The 25,710-nt window shown below is 70.0% G+C and carries 23 protein-coding genes and 1 tRNA gene; 8 read left to right on the top strand and 16 right to left on the bottom strand.

All coding sequences use genetic code 11. The features are described 5' to 3' along the window. Positions 1 to 102 precede the first annotated feature (102 nt). The 4 genes from rpoB to ACX80P_RS08490 all read right to left on the bottom strand — a co-directional run bounded on the left by rpoB (position 103) and on the right by ACX80P_RS08490 (position 7,525). Positions 103 to 3,612 (bottom strand): DNA-directed RNA polymerase subunit beta, encoded by a 3,510-nt coding sequence (gene rpoB / locus ACX80P_RS08475; RefSeq protein ID WP_459277638.1) that lies wholly within the window; start codon positions 3,610 to 3,612, stop codon positions 103 to 105. A gap of 326 nt (positions 3,613 to 3,938) precedes the next feature. Beyond that, positions 3,939 to 5,561, bottom strand: coding sequence for a phytoene desaturase family protein (gene crtI, locus ACX80P_RS08480; RefSeq protein ID WP_459277639.1), 1,623 nt, complete (start codon positions 5,559 to 5,561; stop codon positions 3,939 to 3,941). Continuing rightward, positions 5,558 to 6,457: a phytoene/squalene synthase family protein gene (locus ACX80P_RS08485; protein ID WP_459277640.1), complete on the bottom strand. Its 900-nt coding sequence runs from the start codon at positions 6,455 to 6,457 to the stop codon at positions 5,558 to 5,560. Before ACX80P_RS08485 ends, crtI begins: the two co-directional genes overlap by 4 nt. Next, positions 6,458 to 7,525: a polyprenyl synthetase family protein gene (locus ACX80P_RS08490; protein WP_459277641.1), complete on the bottom strand. Its 1,068-nt coding sequence runs from the start codon at positions 7,523 to 7,525 to the stop codon at positions 6,458 to 6,460. It lies immediately after the preceding gene. Positions 7,526 to 7,643: 118 nt separating this feature from the next. On the opposite strand from ACX80P_RS08490, the gene idi reads away from it, so the two are divergent. Both idi and ACX80P_RS08500 read left to right on the top strand, forming a co-directional pair. After that, positions 7,644 to 8,252 carry an isopentenyl-diphosphate Delta-isomerase gene (idi, locus tag ACX80P_RS08495; protein WP_459277642.1) on the top strand — a complete coding sequence of 203 codons (609 nt, stop codon included), beginning with the start codon at positions 7,644 to 7,646 and terminating at the stop codon, positions 8,250 to 8,252. A gap of 70 nt (positions 8,253 to 8,322) precedes the next feature. After that, positions 8,323 to 9,522, top strand: coding sequence for an acetyl-CoA C-acetyltransferase (locus ACX80P_RS08500; RefSeq protein ID WP_459277643.1), 1,200 nt, complete (start codon positions 8,323 to 8,325; stop codon positions 9,520 to 9,522). A 102-nt stretch (positions 9,523 to 9,624) separates the two neighbouring features. Here ACX80P_RS08500 and rplL read toward each other — a convergent pair whose 3' ends face one another. From rplL to ACX80P_RS08540, 8 genes are all read right to left on the bottom strand, one after another. Beyond that, positions 9,625 to 10,002: a 50S ribosomal protein L7/L12 gene (gene rplL / locus ACX80P_RS08505; RefSeq protein ID WP_104121380.1), complete on the bottom strand. Its 378-nt coding sequence runs from the start codon at positions 10,000 to 10,002 to the stop codon at positions 9,625 to 9,627. A 57-nt stretch (positions 10,003 to 10,059) separates the two neighbouring features. Next, positions 10,060 to 10,656, bottom strand: coding sequence for a 50S ribosomal protein L10 (gene rplJ / locus ACX80P_RS08510; protein WP_459277644.1), 597 nt, complete (start codon positions 10,654 to 10,656; stop codon positions 10,060 to 10,062). Positions 10,657 to 10,890: 234 nt separating this feature from the next. After that, positions 10,891 to 12,009: a GNAT family N-acetyltransferase gene (locus ACX80P_RS08515; protein WP_459277645.1), complete on the bottom strand. Its 1,119-nt coding sequence runs from the start codon at positions 12,007 to 12,009 to the stop codon at positions 10,891 to 10,893. 103 nt (positions 12,010 to 12,112) lie between these two features. Next, entirely contained in the window at positions 12,113 to 12,817 is a 705-nt protein-coding gene (rplA, locus tag ACX80P_RS08520) for a 50S ribosomal protein L1 (RefSeq protein ID WP_400482746.1), read from the bottom strand. A gap of 146 nt (positions 12,818 to 12,963) precedes the next feature. Then, positions 12,964 to 13,395, bottom strand: a complete 432-nt coding sequence (gene rplK, locus ACX80P_RS08525) for a 50S ribosomal protein L11 (protein WP_459277646.1) — start codon at positions 13,393 to 13,395, stop codon at positions 12,964 to 12,966. Positions 13,396 to 13,518: 123 nt separating this feature from the next. Then, positions 13,519 to 14,427, bottom strand: a complete 909-nt coding sequence (gene nusG, locus ACX80P_RS08530) for a transcription termination/antitermination protein NusG (protein WP_459277647.1) — start codon at positions 14,425 to 14,427, stop codon at positions 13,519 to 13,521. A gap of 98 nt (positions 14,428 to 14,525) precedes the next feature. Next, positions 14,526 to 14,783 carry a preprotein translocase subunit SecE gene (secE, locus tag ACX80P_RS08535; protein WP_459277648.1) on the bottom strand — a complete coding sequence of 86 codons (258 nt, stop codon included), beginning with the start codon at positions 14,781 to 14,783 and terminating at the stop codon, positions 14,526 to 14,528. A 153-nt stretch (positions 14,784 to 14,936) separates the two neighbouring features. Then, a tRNA-Trp gene (locus ACX80P_RS08540) sits at positions 14,937 to 15,009 on the bottom strand. Positions 15,010 to 15,312: 303 nt separating this feature from the next. On the opposite strand from ACX80P_RS08540, the gene ACX80P_RS08545 reads away from it, so the two are divergent. Next, complete coding sequence (locus tag ACX80P_RS08545) at positions 15,313 to 16,548, top strand: pyridoxal phosphate-dependent aminotransferase (RefSeq protein ID WP_459277649.1); 1,236 nt, start codon at positions 15,313 to 15,315, stop codon at positions 16,546 to 16,548. A gap of 135 nt (positions 16,549 to 16,683) precedes the next feature. Here ACX80P_RS08545 and ACX80P_RS08550 read toward each other — a convergent pair whose 3' ends face one another. Together ACX80P_RS08550 and ACX80P_RS08555 are read right to left on the bottom strand one after the other, a co-directional pair. Beyond that, the gene (locus ACX80P_RS08550) at positions 16,684 to 17,364 is read right to left on the bottom strand and encodes a LuxR C-terminal-related transcriptional regulator (protein WP_459277650.1); all 681 of its coding nucleotides are present in this window, start codon (positions 17,362 to 17,364) and stop codon (positions 16,684 to 16,686) included. Positions 17,365 to 17,464: 100 nt separating this feature from the next. After that, positions 17,465 to 18,850, bottom strand: a complete 1,386-nt coding sequence (locus ACX80P_RS08555; RefSeq protein ID WP_459277651.1) for an ATP-binding protein — start codon at positions 18,848 to 18,850, stop codon at positions 17,465 to 17,467. A 125-nt stretch (positions 18,851 to 18,975) separates the two neighbouring features. Between ACX80P_RS08555 and ACX80P_RS08560 the strand changes: the two genes are divergently transcribed. The 4 genes from ACX80P_RS08560 to ACX80P_RS08575 all read left to right on the top strand — a co-directional run bounded on the left by ACX80P_RS08560 (position 18,976) and on the right by ACX80P_RS08575 (position 22,152). Continuing rightward, on the top strand, positions 18,976 to 20,679 hold the full coding sequence (locus ACX80P_RS08560; RefSeq protein WP_459277652.1) for a PspC domain-containing protein: 1,704 nt from the start codon (positions 18,976 to 18,978) through the stop codon (positions 20,677 to 20,679). Next, a complete protein-coding gene (locus ACX80P_RS08565) occupies positions 20,676 to 20,933 on the top strand; it encodes a hypothetical protein (RefSeq protein WP_459277653.1) in 258 nt (85 codons plus the stop codon). Before ACX80P_RS08560 ends, ACX80P_RS08565 begins: the two co-directional genes overlap by 4 nt. 76 nt (positions 20,934 to 21,009) lie before the next feature. Continuing rightward, a complete protein-coding gene (locus ACX80P_RS08570; protein ID WP_459277654.1) occupies positions 21,010 to 21,252 on the top strand; it encodes a PspC domain-containing protein in 243 nt (80 codons plus the stop codon). A gap of 78 nt (positions 21,253 to 21,330) precedes the next feature. Further along, entirely contained in the window at positions 21,331 to 22,152 is an 822-nt protein-coding gene (locus ACX80P_RS08575) for a carotenoid biosynthesis protein (RefSeq protein ID WP_459277655.1), read from the top strand. 19 nt (positions 22,153 to 22,171) lie between these two features. Here the strand turns inward: ACX80P_RS08575 and ACX80P_RS08580 are convergent, their stop codons facing one another. Then, positions 22,172 to 23,596 (bottom strand): phytoene desaturase family protein, encoded by a 1,425-nt coding sequence (locus ACX80P_RS08580; RefSeq protein WP_459277656.1) that lies wholly within the window; start codon positions 23,594 to 23,596, stop codon positions 22,172 to 22,174. Beyond that, a complete protein-coding gene (locus ACX80P_RS08585) occupies positions 23,593 to 24,423 on the bottom strand; it encodes a UbiA family prenyltransferase (RefSeq protein ID WP_459277657.1) in 831 nt (276 codons plus the stop codon). Before ACX80P_RS08585 ends, ACX80P_RS08580 begins: the two co-directional genes overlap by 4 nt. Before the next feature lie 259 nt (positions 24,424 to 24,682). Between ACX80P_RS08585 and ACX80P_RS08590 the strand changes: the two genes are divergently transcribed. Further along, positions 24,683 to 25,708, top strand: coding sequence for a 6-phosphofructokinase (locus tag ACX80P_RS08590; RefSeq protein WP_459277658.1), 1,026 nt, complete (start codon positions 24,683 to 24,685; stop codon positions 25,706 to 25,708). Positions 25,709 to 25,710: the final 2 nt, after the last annotated feature.

Raw genomic sequence — 25,710 nt, forward strand, 5'->3', positions numbered from 1 at the left:
CCGTACCGGTGTTCGAGGAAGGGGCCTTTAATATTTCAAGGCCGCCCGCGGCCGCAGAAATTTCGTTGGCCCCGTTCGAACGCCGGTACGGCGTCGTGCAACCTAGACTTCCTCGACAGAACTCGGCTCGGCCCGTGAGAGGTCGATGCCCAGTTCCTCCGCGGCCCGGAAGACTTCTTCATCCGAGTCACGCATCTCGATCGTCGTGCCGTCGGTGGAGAGGACTTCCACGTTCAGGCAGAGCGACTGCATTTCCTTGATGAGGACCTTGAAGGACTCGGGAACGCCCGGCTCGGGGATGTTCTCGCCCTTCACGATGGCCTCGTACACCTTGACGCGTCCGTGGATGTCGTCCGACTTGATGGTCAGGAGTTCCTGCAGCGTGTACGCCGCGCCGTAGGCCTCGAGGGCCCAGACTTCCATCTCACCGAAGCGCTGTCCGCCGAACTGTGCCTTACCACCCAGCGGCTGCTGCGTGATCATCGAGTACGGGCCGGTGGAGCGCGCGTGGATCTTGTCGTCCACCAGGTGGTGGAGCTTCAGGATGTACATGTAGCCGACCGAGATCGGGTCCGGGAACGGCTCGCCGGAGCGGCCGTCGAACAGCCGCGCCTTGCCGGACTCGCCGATGAGGCGCTGTCCGTCGCGGGTGACGTTCGTGGAACCCAGCAGGCCGACGATCTCGTCCTCGGTGGCGCCGTCGAACACGGGGGTCGCGACGGTGGTCGAGGAGATCTCCCGGGGAAGGTTCGGGAGGTTCTTCAGCCACTCGGGCTCGCCCTCGATCTTCCAGCCCTGCTTGGCTGCCCAGCCGAGGTGGATCTCGAGGACCTGTCCCACGTTCATGCGGCCCGGGACACCCAGGGGGTTCAGGACGATGTCGACGGGCGTACCGTCCTCCATGAAGGGCATGTCCTCGATCGGGAGGATCTTGGAGATGACGCCCTTGTTGCCGTGGCGGCCCGCGAGCTTGTCGCCATCGGTGATCTTGCGCTTCTGGGCCACGTAGACGCGGACCAGCTGGTTCACGCCGGGGGGCAGCTCGTCGTCGTTGTCGCGGTCGAAGATGCGCACACCGATGACCGTTCCGGACTCGCCGTGGGGGACCTTCAGCGAGGTGTCGCGGACTTCGCGGCTCTTCTCGCCGAAGATGGCGCGGAGCAGGCGCTCCTCGGGGGTCAGTTCCGTCTCGCCCTTCGGGGTGACACGGCCCACGAGGATGTCCCCGGCCTCGACCTCGGCACCGATGTGGATGATGCCGCGCTCGTCGAGGGCCCCGAGGACCTCCTCGGAGACGTTCGGGATGTCACGCGTGATCTCCTCGGCACCGAGCTTGGTGTCGCGGGCATCGACTTCGTGCTCCTCGATGTGGATCGACGTCAGGACGTCGTCGGAGACGATGCGCTGCGACAGGATGATCGCGTCCTCGAAGTTGTGACCCTCCCAGGACATGAACGCGACGAGCATGTTCTTGCCGAGCGCGAGCTCGCCCTGGTCCGTGGAGGGACCGTCGGCGATGATCGTGTTGTACTCGACGCGGTCGCCCTCGGCGACCAGGACGCGCTGGTTGTACGCGTTGCCCTGGTTGGAGCGGGCGAACTTCATGATCGGGTAGTTCGTCTCGGTGCCGTCGTCGTTGAGGATGCTGACGAGGTCCGCCGACACCTCCTTGACGACGCCGGCCTTCACGGCGGTGACGGCGTCACCGGCGTCGACGGCGGCGTTCTTCTCCATGCCGGTGCCCACGAGGGGACGCTCGGAACGGAGCAGGGGCACGGCCTGGCGCTGCATGTTGGCACCCATGAGGGCACGGTTGGCGTCGTCGTGCTCCAGGAACGGGATCATCGCGGTCGCGACGGACACCATCTGGCGCGGGGAGACGTCCATGTACTCGACCTCGCCGGGCGCGACGAGGACGGGCTCGCCGGAACCACCGCGGGTCCGCACGAGGACCATGTCCTCCACGAACGTGTTGTCCGCGGCGAGGGGGGCGTTCGCCTGGGCGATGAGGCGCTCCACCTCGTCGTCGGCGGTCAGGTAGTCGATCTGCTCGGTCACGAGGCCGTCGACGACCTTGCGGTACGGGGTCTCGATGAAACCGAACGCGTTGATCCGGCCGTACGAGGCGAGCGAACCGATGAGGCCGATGTTCGGGCCTTCAGGGGTCTCGATCGGGCACATACGTCCGTAGTGCGACGGGTGGACGTCACGGACCTCCATGCCTGCACGGTCACGGGACAGACCACCGGGGCCCAGCGCGGACAGGCGACGCTTGTGCGTCAGTCCGGCCAGGGGGTTGTTCTGGTCCATGAACTGCGAGAGCTGGGAGGTTCCGAAGAACTCCTTGATCGCGGCCACGACAGGGCGGATGTTGATCAGGGTCTGCGGCGTGATCGCTTCGACGTCCTGCGTGGTCATGCGCTCACGGACGACGCGCTCCATACGGGACAGGCCGGTGCGGACCTGGTTCTCGATGAGCTCGCCGACCGCGCGGATGCGACGGTTGCCGAAGTGGTCGATGTCGTCGACCTCGACGCGCAGTTCCACGTCGCCGCCGTCGCGCTTGCCGCCGAGGGTCTTCTCGCCGGCGTGCAGCGCCACCAGGAACTTGATCATCGCGACGATGTCGTCGATGTTCAGGACCGAGGCGTCGGAGTCCGTGAGGGCCTTGTCGATGCCGAGCTTCCGGTTGATCTTGTACCGGCCGACCTTCGCGAGGTCGTAGCGCTTCGGGTTGAAGTACAGGTTGTCCAGGAGGGTCTGGGCAGCCTCGACCGTGGGGGGCTCGCCCGGTCGCAGCTTGCGGTAGATGTCCAGGAGGGCGTCCTCGCGGGTCTCCGTGGCGTCCTTCTCCATGGTGGCGCGGATGGAGTCGTACTGGCCGAACTCCTCGAGGATCTGGCCCTCGGTCCAGCCGAGCGCCTTGAGGAGCACGGTGACGGACTGCTTGCGCTTGCGGTCGAGGCGGACACCGACCTGGTCGCGCTTGTCGATCTCGAGCTCGAACCAGGCACCACGCGAGGGGATGATCTTCGCGCTGAAGATGTCCTTGTCGCTGGTCTTGTCGGCGGTGCGCTCGAAGTAGGCGCCCGGCGAACGGACGAGCTGCGACACGACGACACGCTCGGTGCCGTTGATGACGAAGGTGCCCTTGTCGGTCATGAGGGGGAAGTCACCCATGAACACGGTCTGCTGCTTGATCTCGCCCGTGTTGTTGTTCATGAACTCGGCCTTGACGTACAGCGGGGCGGAGTAGGTCGCGTCGCGATCCTTGCACTCGGCCATCGTGTACTTGGGGTCGGCGAACTCCGGCTCCGAGAAGCTCAGGGACATGGTGCCCTGGAAGTCCTCGATCGGGGAGATCTCCTCGAAGATGTCGGCCAGGCCGGAGGTGGTGGCGAAGCCCTGCAGCCCCTTCTCCAGCGCTTCCTCCACGCGGGCCTTCCAGCGCTCGTTGCCGACGAGCCAGTCGAAGCTGTCCGTCTGGAGCGCGAGGAGGTTGGGGACGTCAAGCGGTTCGTGAATCTTTGCGAATGAGAGCCGGGGTGCGGCGCCGTCGGCGTCGACCTGGCTGGTAGCGGTTGCATTATTAGAGGTGCTCGGGGCGACCAAGAGGGATCCTTCCACAGACCGTCAGGCTTGTCAGCGCTTTCGCCTCAGCACCGCCACCGCAGGATGCTGCGGGGATCTCAGTGCTCACCGGAGTCTGCTCACATCCGTCCCAACCATGTGGCCAGGTCCAACGACGAGAGCAGAGCAAAGCCCACCGCTATATGAAGGCTGAGGTTTAGAGGGAAGACGCAAAGACCTACATTACGGTAAGGGCAGGCAGAAGTCCAATAGCCGCTCTCCCCGCCTACGTCAAGCCCGCCGTGCGTCAAGCCCGCCGCGCCGACGTCGGGCCGCCACGGAGTCGGTGCGCACGGCGTCCGGCTCCCCTAGCCGGCGGCGGGCTCCGCCAGGGGCCCCGTGCTCACGTCGCCCCGCAGGCGCTTCACGATGAGCTCGGCGCTGATGAGGCACATCGGGATGCCGATGCCGGGCACGGTGGAGCTGCCCGCGTAGAACAGGTTCTCGACCTTCGCGCTGCGGTTGGAGCCGCGGAAGAATGCGCTCTGCTTCAGGATGTGCGCGGGCCCGAGGGACGTCCCCCGCCAGGCGTTGAGGTCCTCCGCGAAGTCCTGCGGTCCGTAGCTGCGCCGGACGACGATGCGCTCGGCGAGGTCGGGGATCCCCGCCCAGTCGGAGATCTGGCCTATGACGGCGTCGGCGAGGTCCTCGACCCGCTGGTCCCCCCCGCGGTCGAGGCCACCCTTGCCGATGGTCACGTCCGCCGGGATGGGCACGAGGACGAACACGTTCTCGTGCCCCTCGGGCGCCACCGAGCTGTCGGTGGCACTGGGACGGCAGACGTACAGCGACGCCGGTGACGGCACGGAGGTCTCCTTGCCGAAGATCCGCCCGAAGTTGTCCCGCCAGTCCGTGGTGAACAGCAGCGTGTGGTGTTCGAGCTGCGGGAGGGAGCCGCGCACCCCCAGGTACAGCAGCAGCGCGCTCGGCCCCGGGACGCGCTTCTGCCAGTACTTCTCGGGGTAGGTCTGCAGGTCGGCCGGCAGGAGGGTGGTCTCGGTGTGGTGGAGGTCCGCGGCGGAGACGACGACGTCGGCGTCGACCGAGGTCGTCGTGCCGGCCGTCCGGTAGGTGACCGACCGCACCGTCGCAGCCTGGCGGTCCAGCGGGGACCGGCCGGGCGTACGCGTGTCCGTGTCGATGGCGACGACGTCGGCGCCGGTGCGGATGTCGACGCCCGCGTCCGTCGCGACCCGGCGCATCGCGTCGATGAGGGTCGTGAAGCCGCCCATCGGGTAGAGCACCCCGTCGTCGAGGTCGAGGTGGCTCATCAGGTGGTACATGCTCGGGGCGTCGAAGGGCGAGCTCCCGAGGAAGACCGCCGGATACCCGAGGATCTGCTGGATGCGGGGATCCTTGAACCGCTTCTCGACGAACGACTGCAGGGGCTGCAGGAGGAGCGCGCCGATGCGGGGCAGCCGCTTGAGGACGTCGGGCCGGATGAACGGGAGGAAGGACTGGAAGGTGGAGTAGAGGAAGCGCTTCTTGGCGATCTCGTAGGCGTCCTCGGCGGAGTCGAGGTACTTCGAGAGTTGCTCGCCGGCCCCGGCCTCGAGGGTCTCGAAGAGCTTCATGACGGCCTCGCGGTCGGCGGGGACGTCGACGACGTCGAGACCCTCCTCGAAGACGACCCGGTAGCCGGGGTCCAGCTTCACCAGCTCGAGCTGTTCGGCGGCGCTCGTGCCCATCAGCTTGAAGAAGTGGTCGATGACCTCGGGCATCAGGTACCAGGACGGTCCCGTGTCGAAGCGGAAGCCGTCCTGCTCCCAGGACCCCGCCCGGCCGCCGACCTCGTCCCGCTTCTCCAGCAGGGTGACGTGGTGACCCTCCCTGGCCAGCAGTGCCGACGTCGCCAGCCCGCCGATCCCGCCGCCGATCACGACGACGTCCCTGGCCCCGATGCGTGGTCGCTCGCTGTGCTGTGCGGTCATGCCGTCCTCTCCTGCGCGGCGGGTTCCGGTACCGCGCGACCGGTGAAGGCTTGCGCCATGATGCGGAACTTCACCGGGTTGGGGACCCGGATCCGTGCCCGCAGGAGTTCGTCGGCGGGCGTGCGCCTCAGGCGCGCCGCGAGTTCGGTGAACAGGCCCTGGGCGAGGGCGACGGCGCGGCGCGGCGTCCGGGGCAGCCCCGGGAGCGCGGCGGCCGAGATCCGGAGATCCTCGTCGATGTCGTCCAGCAGGCGGTTCTTGTCCGCCTCCGTGAAACTGCCGGGACGGACGCCGGGGAAGTAGCTGCGTCCGAGGGTCGAGAAGTCCTCGGCGAGGTCGCGCAGGAAGTTGATCTTCTGGAAGGCGGCGCCGAGGTGCCGCGCTCCGTCCACCAGCACCGCGTCCTCCTCCGGCGACACGGACCTGCCCACCAGGAACGCCTTGAGGCACATGAGCCCCACGACCTCCGCCGATCCGTAGACGTAGCGGTCGAACGACTCCTGGGTGTGTTCGTGCTGGGTGATGTCGGCACGCATCGAGGCGAAGAAGGGCCGGGTGAGCTCGACGCCGATCCCGGTGCTCCTCGCGGTGACGGCGAACGCATGCACCACGAGGTTGGCGCTGTAGCCCGTGGCCATCGCCGTCTCGGTGTCCCGCTCGAGGTCGTCGAGCAGGCGCTCCACCTCGCGGTCCGACAGGCCGGCCCCCGCCGCGGCGCCGTCGACGATCTCGTCCGCGACGCGCACGAGGGCGTACACGGCCTCGATGGAGCTGCGCGTGGTCCGGTCCAGGATGCGCGAGGCCAGGCCGAAGGACGTCGAGTAGCTGCGGATGACCTCGGCCGATGTCTTCAGCGCGGCGTCGCTGTAGCGCGCGAGCGACTCGTCGACGCCCACTCAGTGCACCCTGTCCACGACGGCGGTGACCACGGGTTCGAGCGCGGAGCGCAGGGCGTCCGGGACCGCGGCGGAGTCGAGGTGCACGCGGGCACGGGACGCGTATTGGGCGGCGAGGTCCGCGGAGTAGTCCTTCGCCCCGCTGTCGACGAGGATGCGCCGGACGAAGTCGGCGTCTGACGCCGACATGCCCGGACTCCCGACGAGCGAGGAGATGCTCTCCCACTCGGGGCGCGCGGACATGTAGGACAGGAGCGCGGTCCGCTTGCCCTCGCGCAGATCTCCCCAGTTCGTCTTCCCCGTGCGTGTCTCGCTGCCGAAGACGCCGAGGAGGTCGTCGGCGATCTGGTAGGCGATACCGGCGTCGCGTCCGAAGTCGCCGAGCCGCTCGACCACCTCGCCGTCCGCGCCCGCGAGGACGGCACCGGCCTGGAGCGGTCCCTCGAAGGAGTACACCGAGGTCTTGAGGCGGGCCATCTGGAGGATGTCCTCGAGCGGGGGGACCTCGGGCCTGAATGACGTCTCGACGTCGAGGAACTCCCCCGCGGCGGAGGCGAACACCGCTTCGTCGAGGATGTCCCCCAGCCGGCGTCGCGTGGCCGGCGAAGCCCGGACGCGCTCGAGCAGGCGGTAGGCGTTGGACAGGGCGAGATCGCCGGCGATCACCCCGGCGGACAGGCCCACGTGGCGTGCGCCGTCCGGTGACAGGCCCGCGGCCTCGGCGACGGTGCGGTACCGGCCGGACACGTTCGGGATCCCGCGGCGGACGAAGTCGCGGTCGATGACGTCGTCGTGGACGATCAGGGCCGTGTGGAGGAGCTCGAAAGCCGCTCCGAGTTCGGCCGCGTTGTCGAGGTCGCGGCCGCCGAGCATCTGGTAGGCCGACATCACCAGGCGGGGGCGGAAGCGTTTGCCGCCTGCGGTGCAGCGCTCGAGGGTCTCCCACAGCGCGTGGTAGCCGGGGCCGATCTTCGCGGCCCGGTTCTTGGACTCCTCGAAGAACCGCCCGAGGGCACCCTCCACCTGTTCGAGCCCGGCGGGCTCGACCAGCAGAGTGTCCATGTCCATAGGTAAAGTAAACAACGGAAAGTGCGCCCTTGACGACAGGGGGCGGCTGCCGCCGGGACGGTCTCGCGGCGGCAGCGACCCGCGGGACGCGCGGGCAACCAGCGGAAAGAGAGCCACCATGGCGAGCGAAGCAGGAATCATTCAGCAGGGCGCCGCCGGTGATGCCGGGGTGCCCCACGACGTCGAGCTCGTGGTGCTGCTGGCCGAGGACGGCACGCCGCTCGGGACGCAGGAGAAGGCGACGGTCCACACCCTCGACACGCCCCTCCACCTGGCCTTCTCCGCCCACGTGTTCGACGGCGAGGGGCGCATCCTGGTGACGCGGCGCGCGCTCGGCAAGAAGGCCTGGCCCGGCGTGTGGACCAACTCCTTCTGCGGGCATCCCGCCCCGGGTGAGGACTTCGAGGACGCGGTGCACCGGCGCGCCGCCCAGGAGCTCGGCTTCACCGTCCGGGAGGTCCGGGCCGTGCTGCCCGACTTCCGCTACCGGGCCGTGGACGCCGGCGGGATCGTCGAGAACGAGGTCTGCCCGGTATACACCGCCGTCGCCGACAGCCCGGTGGACCCCCTGCCCGAGGAGGTCATGGACTACCAGTGGGTCGACGCCCCCGGGCTGGTGCGCGCCGTCACGGCTGCCCCGTGGGCGTTCAGCCCCTGGCTGACCCTGCAGCTCCCGCTGCTGTACCCGCAGGGCGCGGACGGTCCGGGGCCGCGCGACCGCGGCTGAGCGCGCTCGGAGGCCGGCGGGGCCCTAATCTGGTAGCGGCACCATTTCAACGACGAAAGAGAGTTTCGCCATGGCGACACCCACGCCGACCCCCGACGACGTCGTCCTCGTCGGCGGAGCCCGGACACCCCTCGGGCGCCTCAACGGACAGCTCGCGTCCTTCACCGCCGTCGAGCTCGGCGGGCTCGCCATCCGGGGAGCACTGGAACGCGCGGGGGTCGACCCTTCCGCCGTGGACGCCGTCATCATGGGCCACGTGGTCCAGGCCGGGTGCGGGCAGAACCCCGCCCGGCAGTCCGCCGTGAAGGCGGGAATCCCCTGGAACGTCCCCGCGGTCACCCTCAACAAGGTCTGCCTCTCGGGCCTCACGGCCGTGATCGACGCCGCTCGCCTGATCCGCAGTGGCGAGGCGCGGGTCGTCGTCGCCGGCGGGCAGGAGTCCATGACGCGCGGCCCGCACCTGCTGCCGGGCTCCCGCCAGGGGTGGACCTACGGGTCCCTCCAGGCCCTCGACTCGGTGGCCCACGACGGGCTCACCGATGCGTTCGACGACGAGTCCATGGGTGCCTCGACGGAACGCGGCAACGTGCGGCTCGGGATCCCGCGCGCAGCGCAGGACGAGGTGGCCGCGGCCTCCCACCGGCGGGCCGCCGCCGCGACGGACAGCGGGATCCTCGCGGAGGAGATCCTCCCGGTCACCGTCCGGCAGCGCAGGGGCGACGACGTCGTCCTCACTACCGACGAGGGCATCCGCCCGACGACGAGCGTGGAGTCGCTCGCGAAACTGCGGCCGGCCTTCAACCCGGACGGCGCGATCACCGCGGGCAATTCGTCTCCGCTCTCCGACGGCGCCGCCGCGCTCGTCGTCACCACCCGCGCCTACGCGGAGGACCACGGACTCACCGTGCTCGCCGTCGTGGGACACCCCGGCCAGGTGGCGGGGCCCGACAACACGCTCCATTCGCAGCCCTCGGCCGCCATCGCGCAGGCCCTCGACCGCGCGGGCTGGTCCGCGGGGGAGCTCGACTTCATCGAGATCAATGAGGCGTTCGGGTCGGTCGCCGTGCAGTCGCTCAAGGACCTCGACTACCCGCTCGAGAAGTGCAACATCCACGGCGGGGCGATCGCGCTCGGCCACCCCATCGGGGCGTCGGGTGCCCGCCTGGCCCTGCATGCCGCCCTGGAGCTCGCACGGCGTGGTTCAGGGAGGTCCGCCGTCAGCCTCTGCGGCGGGGGCGGTCAGGGCGAGGCCCTCCTCCTCTGGCGCTGACCGTCCGCCGGATCCTGGCGGGACAGACGGAAAGAGCCCCGCTTCGCGAGAAGCGGGGCTCTTTCCGTCGTGCAGTCGACCGGCATGTGCCGGCCGGGGGTGTTACTTGAGGGTAACGGTGGCGCCGGCGGCCTCGAGGGCCTCCTTGGCCTTCTCTGCGGCTTCCTTGGTGGCGCCTTCGAGGACGGCCTTGGGCGCGCTGTCGACGACGTCCTTGGCTTCCTTCAGGCCCAGCGAGGTGAGAGCGCGAACTTCCTTGATCACTGCGATCTTCTTGTCGCCTGCAGCCTCGAGGACGACGTCGAACGCGGTCTGCTCCTCTTCGACTGCGTCAGCGCCGCCACCGGCGGGACCGGCGACTGCAACGGCAGCAGCGGTCACATCGAAGGTCTCCTCGAACAGCTTGACGAAGTCCGAGAGTTCGATGATGGACAGTTCCTTGAAAGCTTCGATGAGCTCTTCGTTGGTGAGCTTCGCCATGGGAGGCGTCCTTCCTTTAGTGGTGCAGTGCACCGGAGTATGTGGGGGGAAGCGGAACTAGTTCGCTTCGGGTGCTGCGGCTTCCTCGACGGGAGCTTCCGCGGGAGCTTCTGCGGGTGCAGCAGCCTCCTCGGTGGCAGCGGGAGCATCGGCTGCAGGTGCAGCGTCGCTTCCGTCCTCGAGCTTGATGCGCAGGGCATCGACGGTGCGTGCCAGGGAGGACATCGGCGCCTTGAGGACACCTGCCACCCGGGCGAGCTGGAGCTCGCGGGACTCGAGGGCCGCCAGAGCGACGACCTCGGGGGCACTCAGTGCCTTGCCCTCGAAGATCCCGGTCTTGATGACGAGCTTCGGGTTGGCTTTCGCGAAATCCGTGAGGCTCTTGGCCGCAGCAACGGCGTCGCCCTTGATGAAGGCGATCGCGGTGGGTCCGGAGAGCTGGCCATCGAACGCGTCGATGCCTGCTTCCTTCGCCGCGATGCCGGTCAGGGTGTTCTTGACGACGGAGAACTTGCTGTCGGTGCCGAGTGCACGACGCAGGTTCTTCAGCTGAGCAACGGTGAGCCCTCGGTATTCGGTCAGGACAGCCGCGGTGGATTCCTTGAAATCGGTGGCGATCTCATCCACTGCAGAAAGCTTGGTTGGCGTTGCCATAACCCTCCTTCCGGGGGAATATGCGCCGGCTTCCCAGCTCCCATAAAAAACGCCCCGCGCAGATGCACGGGGCTTGGCTCGACACGGACCGGGGTCCATGGAGAGGAGCTTCGTTCACCTGCGTAGGCCGTCCCCTGCGGGAACTTTCGGATCCTGGTCCTTCTTCCTCGTCGCACACGAGTATGCGGAGGGGAAGCGGAGGTGGATCGACCGACGGTCTTTGGTAGACCAAGCCTACGTGACGTCGGGGGCCTCTCCAAATCGGTGCACGGGACGCACCTTCTGCCAGCCGGCCGTCCTGCCCGCAGGCCGGAAGCCGAGGGCCACGTTGACGTCGAGCATGAACGTGTTCTCCTCCGCGTTCCAGGTATAGATGCGTTCCGCACCGGGCCATGCCGCGTGCACACGCTGGAGGTTGGCCGCCTTCAGCCAGGTGCCGAGCCGATGGCCCCGATGCTCGTCGAGGACGAGCGTGTCCTCCTGGTGGACGACGGCGGGCCTGGACGCGAAGCGCTCGAGGACGGTATGCCCGACGAGCCGCCCGGTAGCGCGGTGCCTCACCGCGCAGACGAGGGTGGACGCCCCGCCCTCTGCGGACCGTTCCTCCTCCCGGCGGATGCGGCCGGCATCCCACAGCTCCTCCTCCTGGGCGAATCCGCCGAGGGGCGCGTCGGTGCTCATCGTCCGTCGCAGCAGGGCATAGTCCGCCACCAGGTCGTCCGGGCAGCGGTCGGTCCAGGCCACCAGTTCGTAGTCCCGGGCGCCCGCCCTGCGTGCGTCCTCCGCGGCCGCCTCCGCATCGTCGGGCCCGTCGAGCCGCAGGACGCTCATGCGGTCCACCTGGACGAGTTCGAATCCCGAACGGAGCGCGAGGACCGCGGACGGCTCGTCGGCCGGGAAGAACCCGGCCCCGGTCGGTGGCGTGAGGACGGCTCCCCCGGGCTGTCCGTCCCGGACCGGCGCGTCGCTCCAGGACATGATGGTCGTGCGCCCCCTGGCGGCCACCTGCCGCTCGGCGAAGGCGAGCAGAGCGGAGCCCAGGCCCTTCCGCCGCTGTGCGGGCAGCACCTCGATCTGCAGGAACGCGGTCTGCAGATTGTCCCGGAGCGGGATCGCGAGGCGTGCTCCGGCCACGATGGACCCGCCGTGCCGCACGACGCCGAGGACGTACTCCCGGTCGGCCGTCGGCTGGACCATGACGAGGCGCTCGTCCGTCGTCATGCAGAAGTCGTCGTGGCCCCAGGTGGCGCGCTCCACCGCGTTGCTCACGTCGGCGCTGCGGCGGAAGTCCTCGCCGCCGTCGGCGCCGAGCGAGCGCGGGATCTGCAGTTGCTCGATGGTCGCTGCCGTCACGGACACAGCATAGCCCGGTGATTGGGACTTCTCAATCACTGTTGCCGCCGGACACGAAGAAGCCCCGCGGCAGACGCCGCGGGGCTTCTTCGTGGTCAGCCACTCAGACGGTGAAGACCTTCGTGACGTTCGGGTCGACGGAGATGCCGGGGCCGAAGGTGGTCGAGACGGTCGCCTTCTGGATGTAACGGCCCTTCGAGGCGGAGGGCTTCAGGCGGAGGATCTCCTCGAGCGCCGCGGCGTAGTTCTCGCCCAGCTTCTGCTCGTCGAAGGACACCTTGCCGATGATGAAGTGGAGGTTCGAGTGCTTGTCGACGCGGAAGTCGATCTTGCCACCCTTGATGTCGGTGACAGCCTTCGCGACGTCGGCCGTGACCGTTCCGGTCTTCGGGTTCGGCATCAGGTTGCGGGGGCCGAGGATCTTTCCGAGGCGTCCCACCTTGCCCATGAGGTCGGGGGTCGCAACCGCTGCGTCGAAGTCCGTCCAGCCGCCGGAGACCTTCTCGATCATGTCGTCGGAGCCGACGAAGTCAGCGCCGGCCGCGATGGCCGCCTCTGCCTTCTCGCCGGTCGCGAAGACCAGGACACGGGCAGTCTTGCCGGTGCCGTGCGGGAGGTTCACGGTGCCGCGGACCATCTGGTCCGCCTTGCGGGGGTCCACTCCGAGGCGGAAGGACACCTCGACCGTGGCGTCGAACTTCGAGGGGTTGGTCTCCTTCGCGAGGACCACCGCTTCGAGGGGGGCGTACTGCTTGTCCGCCTCGATCTTCGCGGCAGCTCCCTTGTATGCTTTGCTGCGCTGTGCCATCTGCTTGTTCTCCTTATGCAGTCGTGGTCTGCGGACCGCGCTGGGCCCTGCCACTCACGACGTCGTCCGCGGAAGCGTCGCCGTCATGCCGTGAAAATGGTGGTGTGCCCTGTCCGTCGGTGACGGACCGGGCGGGGTGCGGGTGGTCAGCCCTCGACCGTGATGCCCATCGAGCGGGCGGTGCCGGCGATGATCTTCGCAGCTGCCTGGACGTCGTTGGCGTTGAGGTCTTCCATCTTCATGGTGGCGATCTCTTCGACCTGGGCGCTGGTCAGCTTGGCGACCTTGACCGTGTGGGGCGTTCCCGATCCCTTGGCGACTCCGGCCGCCTTCTTGATCAGTTCGGCTGCCGGCGGGGTCTTCGTGATGAACGTGAACGAGCGGTCCTCGTACACCGTGATCTCCACGGGGATGACGTTGCCGCGCTGGGATTCCGTGGCGGCGTTGTACGCCTTGCAGAATTCCATGATGTTGACACCGTGCTGGCCGAGCGCGGGACCGATGGGAGGAGCCGGGTTGGCGGCACCTGCATTGATCTGCAGCTTGATGAGGCCGGTGACCTTTTTCTTGGGGGCCATGAAAGGGTCCTTCTCTTGCATTGCGTTCCCGCGGGACAGGAGCGTCCTGCGGGGTGGTGGCCGTCATGGCGTGACGGCCGTGACGGTGCTGCCCGGCCAAGCACGCCGGGCGGCACCGAAGCTTTACTGGATCTTGGTGACCTGGTTGTAGGAGAGCGTGACCGGGGTCTCGCGCTCGAAGATCGACACGAGCACGACGAGCTGCTGCGACTCGTGCTTGATCTCGGAGATCGTCGCAGGGAGGGTCTCGAACGGACCCTCGTTGACCGTGACGGACTCGCCGACCTCGAAGTTGACGGTGGCGGGGGTGAACTGCGGCTGGACGGGCTTCCCCGAGACCGCGTCGGTGTGCACGATCGTGTGCTCGAGCATCGAGAAGACCTCGCCGAGGCTCAGCGGGACCGGGTTGTGGGCGTTGCCCACGAAGCCGGTGACGCCCGGGGTGTGGCGGACGGCGCCCCACGACTCATCGGTCAGTTCCATACGGACCAGGACGTAGCCCGGGATGCGCACGCGGTTGACGATCTTCCGCGTGGTGTTCTTGATCTCGACGACCTCTTCCATCGGGACCTGGATCTCGAAGATGAAATCTTCCATGTCCAGCGTCTGGATGCGGGTCTCGAGGTTCGCCTTCACGCGGTTCTCGTAGCCGGCATAGGAGTGGATGACGAACCAGTCGCCCTCCTGGCGGCGGAGTTTCGCCTTGAAGTCGGCCACGGGGTCCTCCGCGGGGGCTTCCTCGGCGGCCTCGTCGGTGGACTCCGCGGCGTCAGCGTCCACGTCGGCGTCGTCAGCGACTGCAGTGTCGTCGGCGGAGGCGTCGTCCGCGAGGTCGGCGTCGGAGGCAGCAGCCTCGTCGACGGCGTCCACGGCCGTGGCTTCGATGGCGGAGTCGGTCTCGGCGGGGAGTTCGGCCGAGTCGGAGCCGTCAGCAGGCACGTTGACGTCGGCGGAGCCCGCCTCCGTCCCGTACTCCTCGTTCTCCAGACCATCTTCGGGAGTGATCTGCCGTTCGAGTTCTTGCTCGGACACCTAGCCGCCTGCTTTCTGACATTCTTCGAGGGTTGTTCTGCTTGCCTGCACTCGAGCCCCCGCACCGGGTGCGGGGCGGAGTATCGCCCGGGACAGCGTCAGCTGCCGCCGAACACCCACACCGCGCCGGCCCCGAACAGGAGGTCCAGGGCGGTCACGAGGAGCATCATGATGATCACGAAGACGAGGACGGTGATGGTGAATCGGACCAGTTCCCGGCGGGTGGGCGTGACGACCTTCCCGAGTTCCGCGAAGACCTGGCGGATGAACAGCATGATGCGTCCGAAGAGCCCGCGCCTGGGAGCCTTCTTCTCGGAGGGGCTTCCCTTGGAGCTGCTCGCAGCCGTATCGGTCACCGTCAACCTCATCAATCTGTGTGGTGTTCCAGCCGGACCACCAGGGGCGCGTCCAGCTGATCATGTTTACCGTCGCGCGGAACCGATACCTGCGTCGGGACTTCGTGATCTGTTTCTGCCGTGCCTCCGCTGTCGTTCCGCGAAGGCCACGCGCAGGGCAGACAGGACTCGAACCTGCAACCTGCGGTTTTGGAGACCGCTGCGCTACCAATTGCGCCACTACCCTTTGGTCTTGAACCGGTACAGCCCCATTCCGGACGGCCCGGGGAGGGCACGAACCATCAGGGTGTTTCAACACCGAGGATAAAGTCTACGCATTCACCGCCGGAACGTCGAACCGGCTCGCCCGTGTCCCGCGCCCGGGCTCCGCTCGCGGCGGCGGACCGGACGATGCACCCAGCGGGGCAGCCCCCTGTGCAGCAGCACGTATGCGGTTCCATGACGGCGTCGCGGCGCCCCCGTTCGGGTCCTGACAGGCGCCAGCACCTAAGCTGGGAGGAGACACTTGCCCCCCACGGAACGGGACCCGATGAACGCGACGACCGACGACTCCGCCCGCGCAGCACTCCCCCGGATCTCCCGCCGGATCGGCTCGATCGCCGAGTCCGCGACACTCGCCGTGGACGCCAAAGCGAAGGCCCTGAAGGCGGCGGGGCGTCCCGTGATCGGGTTCGGTGCGGGCGAGCCGGACTTCCCCACACCCGGCTACATCGTCGAGGCCGCGATCGAGGCCGCTCGCCAGCCGCGGTTCCACCGCTACTCCCCTGCAGGCGGCCTGCCGGAACTGAAGCAGGCGATCGCGGCCAAGACACTGCGCGACTCCGGGTACGCCGTCGATCCCTCCCAGGTGCTGGTGACGAACGGCGGGAAGCAGGCCGTGTACGAGTCCTTCGCCGGGCTCCTCGATCCCGGCGACGAGGTCCTCGTCCCCACCCCGTTCTGGACCACCTATCCCGAGGCCATCCGCCTCGCCGGGGGCGTGCCGGTCGAGGTCTTCGCCGGCCCCGAGCAGGGCTACCTCGTGACGGTCGACCAGCTCGCGGCAGCGCTGACGCCGCGCACCAAGGTGCTCCTGTTCGTCTCGCCGTCCAACCCCACCGGTGCGGTGTACGGGCCGGACGCCGTCCGTGAGATCGGCGAGTGGGCTGCGGCACGCGGACTGTGGGTCGTCACCGACGAGATCTACGAGCACCTCACGTACGACGACGTCCCGTTCACCTCGATCGCGACGGCGGTCCCCGCCCTCGGCGACAAGGTGGTGATCCTCAACGGGGTCGCGAAGACGTACGCGATGACGGGTTGGCGCGTGGGGTGGATGATCGGGCCGAGCGACCTCGTGAAGGCGGCGACGAACCTGCAGTCCCACGCGACGTCGAACGTCTCCAACGTCCCGCAGATGGCGGCCCTCGCCGCTGTGTCCGGCCCGCTGACGGCCGTCGAGGAGATGAAGGTCGCCTTCGACCGGCGGCGCCGCGCCATGGTGGCGGGGCTGAACGCGATCGACGGCGTCGAATGTCCCACGCCGCACGGGGCCTTCTACGCCTACGCGGATGTGCGAGCGCTGCTCGGCAGGAGCTTCGACGGCGCCTCCCCGGCGACGTCCGCCGAGCTCGCCGCGCTGATCCTCGACCGGGTGGAGGTCGCGGTCGTCCCCGGGGAGGCCTTCGGTCCCAGCGGCTTCCTGCGGCTGTCCTACGCCCTCGGCGACGACGACCTCGCGACGGGCGTGGGTCGGCTGCAGGAGTTCCTGGGGTCCGTCCGCTAGGAGCGCCGTACGCTCCCGCCGGCCCGGCTGACCGCCTGGCTGACGGCACGGCGGCCCGTACGCGCGGCCCGTGGCCGACCGCGGGTCGGAGCAGCGTGGCGGCTGCCGGGTCGGAGCAGCGTGGCGGCTGCCGGGTCAGAGCAGCCGGCGCTCCGTGGCCCAGCGCGTGAGTTCGTGGCGGGAGGACAGCTGCAGCTTCCGGAGGACCGCGGACACGTGGGTCTCGACGGTCTTCACGGAGATGAAGAGCTCCTTCGCCGTCTCCTTGTAGCTGTAGCCCCGCGCGATCAGCCGCATGACCTCGAGCTCGCGCGCGGACAGGCGATCGAGCTCGTCGTCGACGGCCACCGAGGCCGTGCCGAACGCGTCGAGGACGAAGCCGGCGAGCCGCGGGGAGAAGACGGCGTCGCCCGAGGCGATGCGCTGCACGGCGTCGGTGATCTCCGGCCCGGAGATGGTCTTGGTGACGTATCCGCGTGCCCCCGCCCGGATGACGGCGACGACGTCCTCCGCGGAGTCGGACACGCTGAGTGCCAGGAAGCGGGAGGGGACGCCGAGCCGTCCGCACCGGTGGATGACCTCCGCGCCTCCCCCGCCGCGACCGCCCGGCAGGTGCACATCGAGGAGGACGACGTCGGGCGGCGTGGCATGGATGACGGCCTCCGCCTCCTCCACCGTCGCCGCTTCTCCGAGGACGTGGATCACGGGCCCGAGCGCCGCCCGGAGCCCTGCCCGGAAGATCGCGTGGTCGTCGACGATGACCACGGAGACGGTCCCCTGCGCGGACCCGTCGGTCGGTGCGTTCTCGCTGTCCACGTGTCTCCCTCCGGCCGTCGGCCGTGCGTTGTGTCGTCGTCGTGCGGGCACCTGCCGGCGCCGTCTGCTGCCACCCAGCGTAGGGGCTCGGCGCAGGGTGTCAGGCAGGGATGCCGGCCGACCGGGGCACGCAGAGCCGCACCTCCGTGCCGTCGGCGTCGCTGCGGAGTTCCGCCGTACCGCCGTGGCGCTGCATCCTGCTGTGGATGGACTCCCGGATACCGAGGCGGTCGGCGGGGACCGCCGTCGGGTCGAAGCCCGGGCCGCGGTCCCGCACGAAGACCTCCGTGGTCTCCGGTCCGGCTTCGAGGTACACCGAGACGGCGACGCCTGCGTGCTTGGCCGCGTTCAGCATGGCTTCCCGGGCCGCCTGCGCGAGGGCGTCCTCGGGCGGCCCCAGTGCGGCATCACCCACGGCGACGACGGTGACGGGGTGCCCGTAGAGGTCCTCGATCTCCCCGGCCATGCCGCGGAGCCGCTCGGCGAGACTCACCGGGTCCTGGCCGGGATCGGCGAAGAGCCACTGACGCAGCTCACGCTCCTGGGCGCGGGCGAGGCGCAGCACGTCCGTCTCGGAGTCCGCCCGGTTCTGGATGAGGGCCAGGGTCTGCAGGACCGAATCGTGCAGGTGGGCTGCGATCTCGGCGCGCTCCGTCTCGCGGACGCGGGCGGCCCGCTCGGTCTCCAGGTCCCGCCAGAACTTGAGGCCCCAGGGTGCGAGGACGAGCCCCACACCGGCGAGGACGGCGAGGACGGCGACGAGGGTGGCCATCGTCAGGGTCCACGAACCGCTGCTCGAGAGCGCGACGAGGACTCCTGCGACGACGAGGACGATCCCCGCGAACAGGCGCAGGGCGCCGCCGGCCCGTTCGGCGCCGGCGCGGTTCATTACCCGTGCCCGGCGCACGTCGTCGAGCTGGGACCAGGCGAGGGCGGCTCCGGTCGCGACGACGGCGATCGGGACGAGGAAGCCCCAGTTGACCGGCACACCGAGCAGCTGGACGACGAGGACGGCCGCCGTGACCAGCAGCGCGGTCCCGAACAGGATCTCCCGGTGCCCGGCGCGTTCGGTCCCGCCGCGCCAGTCCGCGCCGGGGGCGGCGGCGCCACCGGGCAGCGCATCGGAGGGAACGGCGGCCGGGGAAGCCGTACCGGACGCGGCCGACCCCGGACGGGGGTGCCAGGCGGAGGAGTCCACGTCTCCTGCCGTCGGACCCCCGACGGTGCCGTCCTGCGGACCCGTCCCGCCGACGTCGTGCATGAAGGCCGCGGGACCCCTCCGGTGTCCCGCGGCTGCAGCCCGGTCCGCTGCCGTCGGGACGAAGATCCAGAGCCAGGCGTACAGGAACACGCCGGCCCCGGAGGCGAGGGTCAGGACCACCATCGCGACCCTGACCCAGGACCGCGGGATCCCCAGGTGGACGGCGAGGCCCGCACACACGCCGGCGATGACGCCGTCGGACGTGCGCAGCAGCGGGGGTCTCATGCCCTCATCAAAGCACGCAGGGGGGCGTGCGGGGGCGGTCCCGGAGCAGAATCAGGGCACACTCAGGGTTCATTCAGGGTAGGCCCCGATATCCCCCGCCGTGACCCCGGCGGAAGGATGGGGGCATGAGCTCGACCACACCGCCAGGCGGGCCGTCCTGGCACCAAGAACCGGCCGCACCACACCCCGCGGGTCCTCCCGCCTCGTCGTCGTTCTTCCGCTGGTTGCGGGGCCTCGACATCACCCGGGCCCCCGACCGCTGGGTCGGCGGAGTAGCCGGCGGCGTGGCCCGCCGCACGGGCCTGGACATCGCCCTCGTCCGGGGGCTGATCGTGATCCTCGCGATCTTCGGGGGCATCGGCGTGCTGCTGTACGGGCTCGCGTGGGCCCTGCTCCCCGAGCCCGACGGGCGCATCCACGTGGAGCAGGCCGGCTGGGGCTCCTGGACCTCGGGCCTGACCGGCGCTGCGGCGCTCGTGGTGATCGGCCTCTGGCGGCCGTATCTGCCCCTCCTCGAGGGCGGCGGCCTGGGCGGCCTGCTCTGGACCCTGTTCTGGGTCGGCGCGGTCGGCTTCTTCGTGTACTGGATCGTCAACCGCTCCACCGGCGGACCGGGCCGCCCCATCCCGGGCGGCCCGGGCGGCCCGGCCGGCACCGGCCGACCCGGGAGCGGACCGGTCCCGCCATCGGGGCCGGCGTCCTGGCCCGGCGGCTCCCGGAACCCGGTCCCCGCGGGCCCGCCCTCGGCCCACGACGGCGAAGGACCCGCAACGGATCCCCCGGCCGATGCCGGCGGACCCGCGACGGGCTCGGCCGGGGCCTCGACCCGCACCGAGGACGGCCCGTCGGCGGGCGACTCCCCCGATTCCCCCGGCGCCGCCGATACCCCCGGCGCTTCGGGCGCTTCCGGCGCTGACGCCCCTTCAGACGACGACGCAGTGCACCGCACCGTCCCCCTGCCGTACCAACCCAGGGCCTACGCGGAGCCGTGGACGCCGCAGTCGTACCCGACGCAGCCGCTCCCCTACGAACCCGGTCCGGCGTCGTGGTCCGCGTCCACGTATCCGACGTCCTCGCCTGGTCCCGTCGCCGGCCGTGCGGCGGTCACCCGGTACCGGCCACCGCAGCCGTCCGGGCCCACCACGGCGCTCCTGGTCGGTGGAGCCATCACCGTCGGGGCGACCCTCCTCGCCGTCGACTACCTCGGCGCCCTGGACCTCGCCAGTCCGGGCGTCGTCGCACTCGCGGCAGCCTCGATCGTCCTCGCCCTCGGCGTCATCGGGCTCGGCATCCGGGGGCGGACCTCCGGATTCGTGGGATTCGCGGCCGCACTCGCCGTCATCGGCGCACTCATCGCCTCCTTCACGCTCGTCGGCGGTGCGTGGATCATCGCCCAGGAGTCGAGGACCGCACCGGCCTCGCCGGAGACCGCCTCCAACGGCTACAGCGTGCTCGCCGCCCAGACCACCATCGACCTCACCGGCCTGACCTCGCTCTCGAGCGACGTCGTCGTGCCGGTGAACTCGCTCGCCAGCGCCGTGACCGTGGTGGTGCCCGACGACGTCCCGGTCGAGGTCCGCACGCGGATGGCGCTCGGCAGCGCCGGCACGCGCGGCACCCTGGAGGGGCCTGACGGCACGTCGACGGAACCCCAAAGCGCCGGCGGTGTCCTGCAGGTGCGGAACGGGACGCTGAACCCCGACGCCACCGGGTCCGCGATCCTCCTCGACGTGCGGGGCGCGATGAGCGACGTCAGTGTCGTCACCGCACCCGGGAGCGGCGACACCTCCTCGAACCGCAGTACCGACCCCACCGGAGACACACCATGAGCACCTCGACGACGCCACCCACACGACGCTCCCGCCTCGTGACCATCATCTGGGGGTCGGTGATCCTCGCCATCGCCTCCCTGCTCCTCGTCGGCCAGTTCGTGGAACTGTCCCTCGACCCGGTGATCCTGGCCCTGGGCCTGCTCGTGGGCGTCGGTCTGGCGCTGATCGCCGGCGGCATCCTGTCCCTGCGGTCCACATCGCCGGCCGACGACGCAGAGGACCACGACGACGACCCCCTGACCCGATACTGACCCCGACCCGGATGCACATCCGGGTCCGGCCCCCGACCCCGGCCGACCGACCCGCCCGAGAACCGAAAGGCACACCATGCAGTCCTTCTACCGCATCCTCCGCTCCTCACCCATCAAACGTGCTCCCGGAGGCCTTCTCGGAGGCATCGCCGCCGGCATCGCCCTGCAGTACGGCTGGCGCGTGAGCTACGTCCGCATCGGGATGCTGCTGAGCTTCCTGCTCCCCTTCATCGGCATCCCGCTCTACCTCGTCCTCTGGCTCCTGCTCCCGACGACGGACGGGAGCATCGCCCTCGAGAAGCTGCTCGCCGGAGGGTAGGGACCAGGGACGCAGCAGGGGGCACCCGCCGTCCGGCGGGTGCCCCCTGCTGCTGCCCGACCTGCAAGGATGGAGGGCGTGCCGAAGACTCCACCCGCCCGTCGCTTCCCCCGCCTGCTGATCGCGTCCTGCGCCTTCCTGTTCGTCTCCGGCTACTTCGTGGTGCGATTCCCGGACGTCGAGGGCGCGAGCTACGCCTCCTACGGCTTCAACCTCCTGATCGCCCTGCCGGCGTTCATCGCGCTCGTGCGCCAGTTCGGTGCCGCACGGGGAGCCGCAGCCCTCGCGGCAGTCTCCGTCTTCGGGTACCTGATCGAGGGCTTCGGGGTCGCCACCGGCATCCCCTACGGCGAGTTCTACTACGGCGAACCGTTGGGCCCCACCATCCTCGGCCTCGTCCCGTACCTGCTGCCCCTGTCCTACGTCCCGCTGGTCATCGGAGCGGTGGCCGTCGTCTCGGGCGGCGGGACCGTCCTGCGGAGGATCCTCCTCGGCGGGCTGCTGCTGGTGGTCATCGACGGCGTCCTCGATCCCGGGGCCGTGTCCCTGGGCTTCTGGATCTGGCCCGGCGGCGGCCCCTACTACGGGGTCCCGCTCTCGAACTACGGCGGCTGGCTCATCTCGGGGCTCGTCGCCTCGGCCCTGGTCACCCTGATCGGTGGGCGGCGCCTGACCGACCGCCCGCTCCGCCCGGGGCTGGTCGACAGCCTGCTCGTCTCCCTGTTCCTGTGGTTCGGCGTCTGCGTCTTCTCGGGGCTCGTGTTCCCCGCGGTGCTCGCCGTAGCCCTGATCGTCCTCGTGGTGTCCAGGCGGCTGCAGCTCACGCGAGCCGCGCCCTCGCCCGCGACGACCACGGGGGGCACCGGCGGCGCGCCGATGGACGCCGCCCCGCGGGCCTGAGCTCCAGCCGGTCCCGCCGTCAGACGGGACCGAGCCGTCCCAGCAGCTTCTGCGTGGACATCATCGCGCCCCCGAGGACCGCGGGCAGGCCGCCGCCGGGGTGCACGGACGCCCCGACACGCCACAGCCAGGGGCGCCGCGGATCCGAATAGGGCGGGAGGTGGAACGGGCCGCTCATCCACGCGGGCCGCACGGCCCCGTAGAGCGCCCCGCCGGCCGCGCCGCGCTCGCCGAAGTAGCCCGGGTCGAGGATCTCGTGTGTGTCGAAGTAGTCCTCGATGGGTTCGGGGAGCCCGAGGACGCGCGTCGTCCGATCCAGCTCGCGCCGCACGAACGGGTTCCCGAGCGAGTACGTCCTGCCGTTCGCCGGCGCCGTGAGGAGCAGCGCGAGCGTCGCGGACCCGTTGGGGTACACGCCGTGCGCCGGATAGTAGTTCGCGAACGCCATGGTCTGGTCGGGTTCGTCGCCGGCCTCCAGGCTCGCGTACAGCGCTGCCGGGTCGTCCGGCATGATCACCCCGTGGCGGGCCGTCCCCTCGGGGAGCGGCCGGGCCAGGACGGCGTAGATCCCGACGGCGGAGCAGGTGAGCTTCCGCGGCGTCCGGGGTGCGCGCCCGGCCAGCAACCCCGCCAGGCGGTGGGCGTCGAGGCCGCTGACCACCGCGTCGGCAGGGTACGTGCGTGAGGCCGTGGTCACCCGCCGTCGTCCGATGCCCTGCACGGGCTCGCCCGTGCGGATCTCGACGCCGGCGGCCTCGGCGAGGCGGTGGAGCGCCAGCACGAGTTCGTAGATGCCGCCCGCCGGGATCCAGACGCCGTCGTGGGCCATGATCGCGGGCATGCTCGCGTAGAGGGCGGGCGTCCGGGTGGGGCTGACGCCCGCGTTGAGGGTGTGGATCGCGATGACCTCGCGGAGCCCCTCGGGGAGCCACGGCAGGCTGTCGAGATAGCTCCGCGTGGTGAGCCTCCGCCCGTACAGTCCGGCGAGCTTCGCCAGCGCCGGGTAGGAGGACTTCTCCAGCGGACCCGTGGTGAGCAGGCGCGACACGTCGTCCCCGAGGATGCCGTGCTCCGCTGCGAAGCGCGTCCAGGCGGGGTGCCACGCGTGCCCCTCCGGTACCGGCAGGGAGACCGCCTCGCCCCGGTAGTAGTAGGTGCCGACCTCCGGCAGCCGTTCGAGCCGGAGGTTCGCGACGTCCGCGGCCGGGGCCGCGCCGGCCGGTGCGACGGCGTCGAGCAGGCGCAGGAGTTCCTCCCACACGCCCGGGAACGTGAGGAGCGAGGGCCCCGTGTCCATGCGCTGGCCCGCGACCTCGACGCGGCGGCTCTTGCCTCCCACCTGGTCGGAGGCCTCCACCAGCGTCACGCGGTGGCCCGCGCGCCCGAGGATGGCGGCGGCGGTGAGGCCGCCGATCCCGCCGCCGACGACGACGACCCGGCTCATCGGTGGAGACCCAGCGTCAGGGCGACGACGAGCTGGACGCCCGCCACGGTGCCTGCCACGTAAGGGAAGGCGATCGAGTACCGGTACAGCCGGTGGCCCGTCTCCGGGCGGGGATCCCGGTACAGGCCCAGCAGCAGCCAGCCCGCGATCAGGGCGTTCACGACGGCGACCGGGAGGTTGACCACGGCGAAGCACGCCGTCGAGACAGCCCACCAGGCCCCGCTCCAGGCGACGACGCCGCGGGGCCCCAGCCGCACCGCCGTCGTCGTGATGCCCACCCCGCGGTCCTCGTCGATGTCCTGGACGGCATCGTAGGTGTGCTTCGCCGCGCTCCACGCCATCAGTCCGAGCGCGGCGGCCCAGACCGGCGCGTCGCCGAGGGCGTAGGGGACGAAGACGAGCGGGAACGCGTAGGCGGCGTTGCTGACGGAGTCGAGGTACGGGCGGGCCTTGAAGCGCAGCGGCGGTGCCGAGTAGAAGACGAAGACGAGGACGTACAGCGCGATCCACAGGAGCGCTGCCGGAGAGAGGGTGGCCGCGAACCACGCGAGGAACGGCAGATTCGTGACGAGCACGGCGATCCAGATGGCGCGGACCTCCGAGGCCCTGATCCGGGCACCCTCGAGCGATCCCTTCCGCGGGTTCAGGGCGTCGGTGTCCTGGTCGAAGATGTCGTTCACGCCGTAGATGAGCAGGTTGAAGGGCAGTGTCAGCCAGACCAGGAGGGCGAGCGCCTCCCACTGCCAGAACGTCCCCGTGAGCCACATGCCGACGACTCCGGTGCCGAGGGTGTTGATCCAGAGGACCGGCCGGGAGATGTGGACCATGCGGAGCGCCGCTGGCGCAAAACCTGCCTGGGGCACTGCGGGTGTCCTCCTCGGACGGACGGGCGCGCACCCGTGGGCCCGAGCCCGTCGTGCGCCGAATGATCCCACACTACGTGCTCACCGACCTGCGAGGTGCCGGACAGGGACGCCGACGCACCGGTGAGGGGGGGGCGACCCGCCTGTGTCTAGAATCATAGTCGGGCCCGATGGCGTGCTCCTGATGCACAACCACCCCCTCCTCGAAGGAACCCCACGCCATATGAAGATCGGAATCCTCACCAGCGGCGGCGACTGCCCCGGACTGAACGCGGTCATCCGCGGTGCCGTCCTCAAGGGCATCAAGGTCTACGATCAGGAATTCGTCGGATTCCGGGACGGCTGGCGCGGCGTCGTCGAGGGCGACGTCGTCGACCTCCCCCGCCATGCGGTGCGCGGCATCTCCAAGCAGGGCGGGACGATCCTGGGGACCTCCCGCACCAATCCGTTCGAGGGCAACGGCGGCGCGGACGTCGTCAAGGCGAACATGGAGCGCCTCGGCATCGACGCGATGATCGCGATCGGCGGGGAGGGGACGCTCGCTGCGGCGAAGCGCCTCACCGACCTCGGCCTGAAGATCGTCGGTGTCCCGAAGACCGTCGACAACGACCTCGACGCCACCGACTACACCTTCGGTTTCGACACCGCGGTGCAGATCGCCACCGAGGCCATCGACCGACTGCGCACCACGGGCGAGTCCCACAGCCGCTGCATGATCGCCGAGGTCATGGGCCGCCACGTCGGGTGGATCGCCCTGCACGCCGGCATGGCATCCGGCGCCCACGCCATCCTGATCCCCGAACAGCAGACGAGCGTGGAGCAGATCGCCGAGTGGGTGTCCACCGCCAACGCGCGCGGGCGCGCGCCCCTCGTCGTCGTCGCCGAGGGCTTCGTGCCCTCCCACCTGGAGCAGGCGCACTCCGAGCGGGGCCTCGACACCTTCGGCCGTCCGCGGCTCGGCGGGATCGCGGACCAGCTCGCCCCGGAGCTCGAAGCGCGTACGGGTATCGAGACCCGCGCCACGATCCTCGGCCACATCCAGCGGGGCGGGGTCCCGTCGTCGTTCGACCGCGTGCTCGCCACGCGTCTCGGCATGGCCGCCGTGGACTCCGTCAAGGACGAGCTGTGGGGCACCATGGTGTCCCTGAGCGGCACGGAGATCGCCCACGTGGGCTTCGAGGCGGCCCTCGGCAACCTCAAGCGGGTCCCGCAGCACAGGTACGACGAAGCCTCCATCCTGTTCGGCTGACC

The sequence above is a fragment of the Arthrobacter arabinosi genome, from assembly GCF_054511115.1.